The organism is Thioalkalivibrio sp. ALMg13-2 (assembly GCF_000381185.1).
Classification (GTDB): Bacteria; Pseudomonadota; Gammaproteobacteria; order Ectothiorhodospirales; family Ectothiorhodospiraceae; genus Thioalkalivibrio; species Thioalkalivibrio versutus.
Window position 1 is genome coordinate 55,303 of the sequence record NZ_KB906114.1, and the last position, 9,387, is coordinate 64,689.

10 protein-coding genes and 1 pseudogene are annotated in these 9,387 nt (G+C 67.7%); 10 read left to right on the plus strand and 1 reads right to left on the minus strand.

Annotation, left to right across the window (positions count from 1 at the left end; translation table 11 throughout):
- The first annotated feature begins 90 nt into the window (after window positions 1-90).
- The 10 genes from cysM to kdsB are packed head-to-tail and all read left to right on the plus strand — an operon-like array spanning window position 91 to window position 9,120.
- Complete coding sequence (gene cysM, locus F618_RS0110405; RefSeq protein ID WP_019568510.1) at window positions 91-1,002, plus strand: cysteine synthase CysM; 912 nt, start codon at window positions 91-93, stop codon at window positions 1,000-1,002.
- Window positions 999-1,805: a 3'-5' exonuclease gene (locus tag F618_RS0110410; RefSeq protein ID WP_019568511.1), complete on the plus strand. Its 807-nt coding sequence runs from the start codon at window positions 999-1,001 to the stop codon at window positions 1,803-1,805. The genes cysM and F618_RS0110410 overlap by 4 nt, the downstream gene beginning before the upstream one ends.
- Window positions 1,805-3,133 (plus strand): 23S rRNA (uracil(1939)-C(5))-methyltransferase RlmD, encoded by a 1,329-nt coding sequence (gene rlmD / locus F618_RS0110415; RefSeq protein WP_019568512.1) that lies wholly within the window; start codon window positions 1,805-1,807, stop codon window positions 3,131-3,133. Before F618_RS0110410 ends, rlmD begins: the two co-directional genes overlap by 1 nt.
- Window positions 3,134-3,160: 27 nt before the next feature.
- Window positions 3,161-3,799: a MotA/TolQ/ExbB proton channel family protein gene (locus F618_RS0110420; protein WP_018938477.1), complete on the plus strand. Its 639-nt coding sequence runs from the start codon at window positions 3,161-3,163 to the stop codon at window positions 3,797-3,799.
- The gene (locus F618_RS0110425) at window positions 3,796-4,224 is read left to right on the plus strand and encodes a biopolymer transporter ExbD (RefSeq protein WP_018650355.1); all 429 of its coding nucleotides are present in this window, start codon (window positions 3,796-3,798) and stop codon (window positions 4,222-4,224) included. Before F618_RS0110420 ends, F618_RS0110425 begins: the two co-directional genes overlap by 4 nt.
- Entirely contained in the window at window positions 4,214-5,995 is a 1,782-nt protein-coding gene (gene msbA, locus F618_RS0110430; RefSeq protein WP_019568513.1) for a lipid A export permease/ATP-binding protein MsbA, read from the plus strand. The genes F618_RS0110425 and msbA overlap by 11 nt, the downstream gene beginning before the upstream one ends.
- Window positions 5,985-7,121, plus strand: a complete 1,137-nt coding sequence (locus F618_RS0110435; RefSeq protein ID WP_019568514.1) for a glycosyltransferase N-terminal domain-containing protein — start codon at window positions 5,985-5,987, stop codon at window positions 7,119-7,121. The genes msbA and F618_RS0110435 overlap by 11 nt, the downstream gene beginning before the upstream one ends.
- Before the next feature lie 2 nt (window positions 7,122-7,123).
- Complete coding sequence (gene lpxK, locus F618_RS0110440; protein WP_026331213.1) at window positions 7,124-8,146, plus strand: tetraacyldisaccharide 4'-kinase; 1,023 nt, start codon at window positions 7,124-7,126, stop codon at window positions 8,144-8,146.
- Window positions 8,147-8,149: 3 nt separating this feature from the next.
- Window positions 8,150-8,344 (plus strand): Trm112 family protein, encoded by a 195-nt coding sequence (locus tag F618_RS0110445; RefSeq protein ID WP_018169424.1) that lies wholly within the window; start codon window positions 8,150-8,152, stop codon window positions 8,342-8,344.
- A gap of 8 nt (window positions 8,345-8,352) precedes the next feature.
- Window positions 8,353-9,120 (plus strand): 3-deoxy-manno-octulosonate cytidylyltransferase, encoded by a 768-nt coding sequence (kdsB, locus tag F618_RS0110450; protein WP_018650351.1) that lies wholly within the window; start codon window positions 8,353-8,355, stop codon window positions 9,118-9,120.
- Window positions 9,121-9,243: 123 nt separating this feature from the next.
- Here the strand turns inward: kdsB and F618_RS16360 are convergent.
- Window positions 9,244-9,387 (minus strand): annotated as a pseudogene (locus F618_RS16360) (IS110 family transposase); the annotation flags it as partial.

Sequence of the window (9,387 nt, forward strand, 5' to 3'; positions counted from 1 at the left end):
ACTGAAAAACACTGGTCCCTGCGGGGGCTCGCGATGACGGGGCGAGCGTGCATGGGCATGGATCGGGTCCGATCGTTATACTCTGCGCGCATGAAGAAACGCCTGCATCCGGAATCCTTCCGGACCCTCGAGCACTTTGTCGGCAATACGCCGCTGGTGCGCCTGCAGCGCATGGCGGCAGACCTGCCGTCCACCGTGCTGGTGAAGCTCGAGGGCAACAACCCCGCCGGTTCGGTCAAGGACCGGCCCGCGCTGAACATGATCCAGGCGGCCGAGCGCCGCGGCGACATCCAGCCCGGCGACACCCTGATCGAGGCGACCAGCGGCAACACCGGCATCGCGCTGGCGATGGTCGCGGCGATGAAGGGCTATCGCATGATCCTGGTGATGCCGGACAACATGTCCGCCGAGCGCCGCGCCTCGATGAAGGCCTTCGGCGCCGAGCTGGTGCTGGTCTCGCGCGAGGAGAGCATGGAGGGCGCGCGTGACCTGGCGGACCGCATGGAGGCCGAGGGCAAGGGCCGGGTGCTGAATCAGTTCGGCAACCCCGACAACCCGGATGCGCATTACATCGGCACCGGGCCGGAGATCTGGCGCGACACCGAGGGCACGGTGACCCACTTCGTCTCCGCGATGGGGACTACCGGCACCATCATGGGCGTGTCGCGCTATCTCAAGGAGCGCGATCCGGAGGTGCAGATCGTCGGCGTGCAGCCGGCCGAGGGGGCATCCATCCCCGGCATTCGGCGCTGGCCGGAGGCCTATCTGCCGACCATCTTCGAGGCCTCGCGGGTGGATCAGACCGTGGATGTGACCCAGGAGGAGGCAGAGGAGACCATGCACCGGCTGGCGAGTGAAGAAGGTATCTTCGCCGGGGTCTCTTCCGGTGGTTCGGTGGCCGCGGCGTTGAAGCTGGCGGCGCAGACCGAGGGTGGGACCTTCGTCGCGATCATCTGTGACCGCGGCGACCGCTACATCTCCACCGGCGTGTTCCCCGCATGAGTGCCCCGGTCCTGATTTTCGATCTCGAGACGGTCCCGGATATCGAGGGCGCGCGCCGCCTGCACGACTTCGAGGGGCTCGCCGATCACGAGGTCGCCGAGGCGCTGTTCGCGCTGCGCCGTGCCCAGACCGGCTCCGAGTTCCTCAAGCATCCGCTGCATCGCATCGTGTCGATCGGCGTGCTCTATCAGGGCGGCGATGCGCTGAAGCTCTCCGCCTTCGGCCGCGAGGGCGAGGACGGCCAGACGCCCTCCGAGGCCGAACTGCTGCGGCAGTTCTTTGACGTGATCGACAAGCGCACGCCACAGCTCGTTAGCTGGAACGGCGGCGGCTTCGACCTCCCGGTGCTGCATTACCGCGCGCTGGTCAACGGCGTGCAGGCCCCGCGCTACTGGGAGCAGGGCAACGACGACCGCGAGTTTCGCTACAACAACTACCTGTCGCGCTTCCACTGGCGCCACGTGGACCTGATGGACGTGCTGGCGGGCTTCCAGGGCCGCGCGGTCACCAGCCTCGACATGATGGCCAGCCTGCTCGGCTTCCCCGGCAAGCTGGGCATGGATGGCTCGAAGGTCTGGCCGGCCTGGCGCGACGGGCGTCAGGCCGAGATCCACGACTATGTCGAGCACGACGTGCTGAATACCTATCTGGTCTGGCTGCGCTTCGAATACATGCGCGGCAACCTGACCGACGCCGCCCTGGCCAGCCGGCAACAGCAACTGGCCGAGTACCTGGAGGGCAGTGGTGCGGCGCACCACCGTGAATTCCTCGACGCCTGGCAGCCTGCCGGGACCGACACCTGATGGCACGCATCGACAAGACCCCGTTCGAGGCCCGGATCGAGGAGGTCACCCTGGACGGCCAGGGCGTGATCCGTCGCGAGGGCAAGGCCTGCTTCATCCACGGCGTGCTGAAGGGCGAGCGCGTGATGGCGGTGCAGACCGGGCGCAAGCGCCGTTTTGATACGGCCGAGGTGGTCGACGTGCTGGAACCGGCCGCGGGCCGGGTCGAGCCGCCCTGCGAGTTCTTCGGCCTGTGCGGTGGCTGCAAGCTGCAGCACGCCTCGGTCGAGACCCAGCGTGAAATCAAGGAACAGGCCCTGTTCGACGCGCTGGAACGCATCGGCCACGTGACGCCGGAGGCCCGCTTCGAGCCGCTGACCGCCGACACCCTGGGTTATCGCCGCACTGCGCGGCTGGGCGCCAAGCACGTGCCGAAGAAGGGCGGGGTGCTGGTCGGCTTTCGCGAGCGCGGCAGCCCGTATCTCGCCCAGATGACCCACTGCGAGGTGCTGCACCCGGCAGTGGGTGGGCGTATCCAGGCGCTGCGCGAATTGATGGATGGGCTGGAGGCGCGCGACCGCCTGCCGCAGATCGAGGTCGCGCTGGATGACGACGAGCGCGTGGCGTTGATCTTCCGCAACCTCGATCCGTTGTCGCAGGCGGATACCCAGCGCCTGTCCGACTGGGCCGAGGCCGAGGGCATCCAGGTGTATCTGCAGCCGGGCGGGGCGGACACGGTGGAGCCGCTGGCCGGGCCGATCGAGCCGCTGATCTACCGCCATCCGGACTACGGCGTGTCGGTGCCCTTCATGCCGACCGATTTCATCCAGGTGCACGCGCAGATCAACCGCAAGATGGTGCCGCAGGCCCTGGAGGCGCTGGACCTGCAACCGGGACAGCGCGTGCTGGACCTGTTCTGCGGGCTGGGCAACTTTACCCTGCCGCTGGCACGGACCGTGACCGAGGGCGAAGTGGTCGGCGTCGAGGTGGACGACGCGATGCTGGCGCGGGCGCGTGCGAATGCCCGTGACCAGGGCATCGCCAATACCCGCTACGAGCGCGCAGACCTGGACGATGTCGAGGCGTTGAAGAGCGCCGCCTGGTTGCGCGAGGACTTCGACCGTGTGCTGCTGGACCCGCCGCGTACCGGCGCGGCCGCGGTGATCGAGGCCCTGGCACCGCAGCGGATCGAACGCCTGGTCTATGTGTCCTGCAACCCGGCGACGCTCGCCCGTGACGCCGAGCGCCTGGTGCATCATCATGGCTATCGCCTGGAGCGGGCCGGGATCATGGACATGTTCCCGCACACTGCGCACGTGGAATCCATGGCCGTGTTCCGGCGCGCCTGACGCGCTTCGATACTTTAGGGGAATTGCATGCTGGAGATCGTACAAGCGGGTGGGTGGCTGATGCTGCCGATCCTGCTGTGTTCCGTACTGGCCGTGGCCATCGTGCTGGAGCGGCTGTGGACGCTGCGCCGCTCGCGGGTCGTGCCGCCGCGCCTGCTGACCTCGGTGTGGGAGCAGATGCGCACGCAGGGGCTCAAGCTGGACGATATCCAGCGTCTGCGTGCGGGTTCCCCGCTGGGCGCGATCCTGGCCGCGGGCCTGGCGACCCATGACCGCGCCCGCCAGATCACCCAGGAGAGCATTGAAGAGGCCGGACGTCGCGTGGCCCACGAGCTCGAGCGCTACATGAACACGCTGGGCACGATCTCGATGATTACCCCGTTGCTGGGCCTGCTGGGCACCGTGGTCGGGATGATCGAGGTGTTCACCGTGATCACCGAGATCGGCGTCGGCAGCCCGCGCGATCTGGCCGGTGGCATCTCGCAGGCCCTGATTACCACCGCGACCGGGATCGGCGTGGCCATCCCGGCACTGGCCTTTCATCGCTACTTCCGTGGCCACATTGACGAACTGGTGCTGGAGATGGAACAGGAGGCCACCAAGCTGGTCGAGGTGATCCATGGCGAGCGCGAGGCCGGTGTGGTCGAGGGCGGGGCCAAGGCGTGAACTTCCGTACGCCAAGCCGGCAGGAAGAGCCCGGCGTCAATCTGACGCCGTTGATCGATGTGGTGTTCCTGCTGCTGATCTTCTTCATGGTCTCCACCACCTTCGATCAGCACGCGGACATCGAGCTGACCCTGCCCTCGGCCGACCGCGAGGCCGAGGCCGTGGAGCGCGCGTGGATCGACATCATCGTGGACGCGAACGGCAACTACTTCATCAACGGCCAGGAACTGATCAACCGCCGCGCGGAGACCCTGGAGCGCGTGTTGTCCGAGGCCCGCGAGGGCCGCGAGGACGACCCGGTGCTGATCCGCGCGGACGCCAATGCCACCCACCAGTCGGTGGTGCGCGCGCTGGATGTCGTCGGCCGCCTGGGTATCACCTCGGTCTCCATCGCCACCCTGGGTGACGCTGCCGATGACGACTGACGACCCGCACCCACAGCACCTCGACTCCGGCTGGGCGGTTTATCGCCGCCTGCTGGGCTACGCCTTTGTTTACTGGCCGCTGCTGGCGATTGCGACGGTGGCGATGCTCGGCATGGCGGCGACCGAAGCGGGCTTTGCCGCGCTGATGAAGCCGCTGATGGACGAGTCGTTCGCCGAGGGTGATTCACACCCGCTGATTCCGTGGATTCCGGTGGTGCTGATCGGCTTGTTTCTGATCCGGGGCGTGGCCGAGTTCGGTTCGGTCTACGCGATGCGCTACGTCGGGCGGCAAGTCGTCAAGCGCCTGCGCGAGGAGCTGTTCGAGCGTCTGTTGCACATGCCTGTGCAGCGCTTTCAGGAGCAGAGCAGCGGCGAGCTGATTTCACGCGTGACCTACAACGTGGAGCAGGTGGCGACGGCCGCCACGGACGGGTTCAGTACGCTGGTGCGGGACACCCTGACGATTATCGCGCTGCTGGCATGGATGTTTTGGCTGACCCCGAGCCTGACCCTCACGATCCTGGTTATTGCGCCGGTGATGGCCATTCTGGTGCGGGTGGTGACCAAGCACTTCCGGCGTATTTCGCATCGCCTGCAGTACAACATGGGCGACGTGACGCACGTGACGCAGGAGGTAATCGAGGGCCACCGGGTGGTGCGCATCTTCGGTGGCGAGACCTACGAGCGCGAGCGCTTCGAGGACATCAATGAGCGCAATCGCCGCCTGCACATGCGTATGGAGGGTATCAAGGCCGCTTATACCCCGACCATCCAGTTCCTGGTGGCGGCAGTACTGGCTTTCGTGATCTGGGTGGCGACCTCCGATTTCGGCGATGACACCGTCACTGCCGGCACCTTCGTGTCATTCCTGACCGCGATGCTGTTGTTGTTGAGCCCGATTCGCAGGCTTTCGATGATCAACGCGACCCTGCAGCGCGGGATCGCGGCCGGGCAGAACATCTTCGCCGTGCTGGACGAGACGCCGGAACGTGACACGGGGCACGTACCGCTGGATCGTGCCGAGGGGCACCTGGTGTTCGACGACGTCGCTTTTCGCTACGGTCCGGAAGGCCCGGACGTGTTGAAGGCGGTCTCCTTCGAGGTGAAGCCGGGCGAGAACGTCGCGCTGGTCGGCCGCTCGGGCAGTGGCAAGACCACCCTGGTCAACCTGCTGCCACGTTTCTATCACCCGACCGAGGGCCGCATTGTGCTGGATGGTCACGACCTCGAGACGATCCGTCTGCGCGACCTGCGCCGTCAGATCGCCTATGTCGGTCAGAACGTGACCCTCTTTGCGGATACAGTCGCAGCCAATATCGCGTACGGGCGGCCCGAGGCGAGCGAGGCGGAGATCCGCGAGGCTGCCCGGGCGGCGCATGCGCTGGAGTTCATCGATCGCCTGCCGGATGGGATGCAGACCCTGGTCGGCGAGAATGGCACACGGCTGTCCGGCGGCCAGCGCCAGCGTCTGGCCATCGCCCGGGCGCTGCTTCGGGATGCGCCGATACTGATCCTGGACGAGGCGACCTCGGCGTTGGACAACGAATCCGAACGTCAGGTGCAAGCCGCTCTGGACGCACTGGTGAGCACCCGTACCACGCTGGTGATTGCCCACCGTCTGTCCACTGTCGAGGGCGCCGACCGTATTCTGGTGATGGATAACGGCCGTGTGGTCGAGACCGGACGGCACGACGAGTTGATTGCCCTCGGCGGGGTTTACACGCTCCTGCACCGCCTCCAGTTCCGCGAGGAGGTGGGGGATGCGGGGTGATGCAGGAGGTTACGGTGCTCGGCGGTTTGCGGTCTGGGGCGCGACCTGGCGCGATTATCGTCGCGGTGAGGGGAACCGTGCGCGGGCCCGTCGGGGCTTCCTGACGCCACCCGACGAGCGGGGGCGGCTGGTCTGGATCAAGGCCGGCGGCACGCCCGAGGAGGTGCGCCTGGGGATCGAACTGCTCGGCGCGGTGCGCGACAAGCGCCAGGATGTACGCATCGTCCTGACCTTCGAGCAGGACTACCCGGAGCTCTTTGAACGACACATGCAGCCGTTTCGCAAGGTGGGGGTGGGCTATGGCCCCTGTGACCGTCCGCGGGTGGTGCGCCGGGTGCTGGAGCGTTTTCAGCCCCACGGCATCCTGCTGGCCGGCGGTCAGGCCCCGGTGAACCTCCTGCAGGCGGCCGAGGTCCCGGTGATCGCGGTCAATACGGGTCCGCCCGCCCGGGCCGTGCCTCCGGTCGTGCGCCACTGGCCGGTCGATCCGGCCGGGGCGCAGGCGTGGCCGGAGGCCGCGTTCGAAGCCGCACTGGCGCCCGCCGACCCGCAGGCGCGATTTGTCGAGGCCCAGGCCGACGTGGTCCTGCGCGCATTGGTCGGGGGGAACGTGGAGCGCCTGTGGTGGTGGCACGGCACGTCGGAGCAGTGGCCCGCCTGGCGCACGGCCTGGCAGGCCTCTGGCCGGGGCCAGAGCGATATCCTGCTGGCGAGCCTGCGCGGGGATGCGACCGAGGCCGGGCTGCCCGGCGCGGATCTGGCGGTCTCGGCCTGGGATCGTTCGACGTTGGCGCCAGGGACTATCCTGCATCTGGATGACCGACGCTGGTTTGCCGCTGCGGCCAGTGCCGCCCATGCGGTGCATCTCGCGGCCTCGGATCGCCAGGCCTTGTGGCAGGGCCTGGCCGGCGGGGCGGCGGTGAGCCTGGGCGAGGCCTCGGCGGCGGCGTTGCCCTGCCCGGTGTTGGGCGAACCCACCGCGGTACTGGAGGCCTGGCAGCGGTTGAGCGCCGACCCGGCCGCGCGGCGTCAGCAGGGGGATGCGGCGCGGCGGCGCTTCTGGGACGAGCGGCGCCAGGTGGATGCCAATTTCGATGCTGTGCTGCAGCAGGTCTGGGATTGGTAGTCATGGGGTCGTTTCAGGCGTGGCTGAGCGCCCGGTTGTGGGATCAGTGGAGCCAGCGCGGGCCGTTCGCCGCCGCGATGTTCCCGTTGTCGTTGGCCTACGCCGGGCTTGCCGAGTGGAATCGCCAGCGCCAGGAGCAGGCGCGGCGCGATATATCCATCCCGGCGCGCGCGGTGATCGTGGTGGGCAATCTGACCCTGGGCGGCAGCGGGAAGACACCGATGACGGTGTGGCTGGCCAAGCGCCTGCGCGCCGCTGGCTATCACCCCGGCATTGTCAGTCGCGGCTATGGCGGGCGTGGGGATGTGGCCGGGATCGCGGTGACGGCCGATTCCGATCCGGTGGTGGTGGGCGACGAGCCGTTGCTGATCGCCCGGCGCACGGGCGTCCCGGTACAGGTGGACCGCGACCGGGTGCGCGGGGCGCGGGCGCTGACCGATCAGGGCGTGGATGTGGTGATCGCCGACGACGGCATGCAGCATCACCGCCTGCCACGCGATATCACTATCCTGATGGTCGATGGGCGACGCCGCTTCGGCAATGGGCTTTGTCTCCCGGCGGGGCCGTTGCGGGAGCCGAAGAGGGCCCGGGAACGGGCCGATTTCGTGATCGTGACCGGCGGCGAGCCGGATCCCGGCGAGATCCCGATGGAACTGGTCCCGTCCAGTCGGTTGCAGCGGGTGGACGGGGCGGAGGAGGCGCGCAAGCCCCACCGCTTTGCCCGGCGCGATGCCCACGCCATCGCCGGGATCGCGGATCCGGAGCGCTTCTTCCGCACCCTGGAAGCGGCGAAGATCGGTATCATTCGGCATCCGTTTCCGGATCACCATCGTTTCCTGCCGCATCAGATCCGCTTCGATGACGAGTTGCCGGTTCTGATGACGGAGAAGGATGCCGTAAAATGCCGGTCGTTTGCGCAGGATAATCACTGGTACTGGCCGATCGCGGCCCGGTTGCCAACCACTTTCGAGCCGGCGCTACTCGCGCGTCTGGAGACGGTCAGTCGGCTCAAACACCTGGGGTAATGCATGGACAAGCGTCTGCTCGATATTCTGGTCTGCCCGGTTACCAAGGGTCCGCTCAAGTACGATCGCGAGAATCAGGAGCTGATCTCCGTCTCCGCCGGTCTCGCCTATCCGATCCGGGACGACATCCCGGTGATGCTGGAGGACGAGGCGCGCAGTCTCTCCGAGGACGAGAAGGAACGCTGGCGCGAGGCCTGAGCATCCGCATGACGGGCTTCGTTGTGGTGATCCCGGCACGCATGGCCTCCAGCCGTCTGCCGGACAAACCGCTGGCTGCGGTGGCCGGGCGCCCGCTGATTGCGCATGTGATCAGCCGTGCGCAGGAGAGCGCCGCCACTCGCGTGATCGTCGCCGCGGATGACGAACGCATCCTGGCGGTGGCGCGCCAGTGCGGGGTCGAGGCCTTCCTGACCGATCCCGCGCTCCCTTCCGGCACCGACCGCATCGCGGCTGTGGCCGCCGCCGAGGGCTGGGGCGACGAGTCCATCGTGGTCAACCTGCAGGGCGACGAACCGCTCACCCCGGGGGCGCTGCTGAATGACCTGGCGGCCCTGCTCGAACAGACCCCGCAAGCGGATATGGCCACCCTGGGCGTGCCGATCCGCTGTGCGGAGGATCTGGCCGACCCCAACCAGGTGAAGCTGGTGACCGACCGCAACGGCCGGGCCCTGTATTTCTCGCGCGCCCCGATCCCCTGGGACCGCGAGGCGCGCCGGGCGGGGCAGCCGCCCTCGGTCGACCATGCCATCCGGCACCTGGGGCTCTACGCGTACCGCGCCGGCTTCCTGCGGCGCATGAGTGCCGAGCCGCCCGCGCCGCTGGAGCAGTTGGAGCAGCTGGAACAGCTACGCGCGCTGGACATGGGTGCCTGGATCCAGGTCGGCCGCCGCGCCGAGGCGCACCCGCCTGGCGTGGATACCCCCGAGGACCTGGACCGCGTGGACGCCTTTCTTTCGGGCACGGCCCGCGTGTAACGCGCGACCGGACTTCTGACTAGCCCCATCCTTCGCGGGCCAGAGGGCCCCCTGAGCGCTTCCGAACCGCCGTTGGTTCGCCTGCAAGCAGGCTCCTACCGGGTCTTGCCCTCGTAGGAGATTCTATGTCTCTCCACAAGGGATCTTAGGTTGGTAATCGGTCTGATTTTTCATCAAGGCGAAGGCGACGCGGGCCAGCTTTCGAGCCAAGGCGTTCAGTGCCTGGGTCGTCGCCAGGCCACGGTCCAGGCAGCGCTGGTAGTAGTC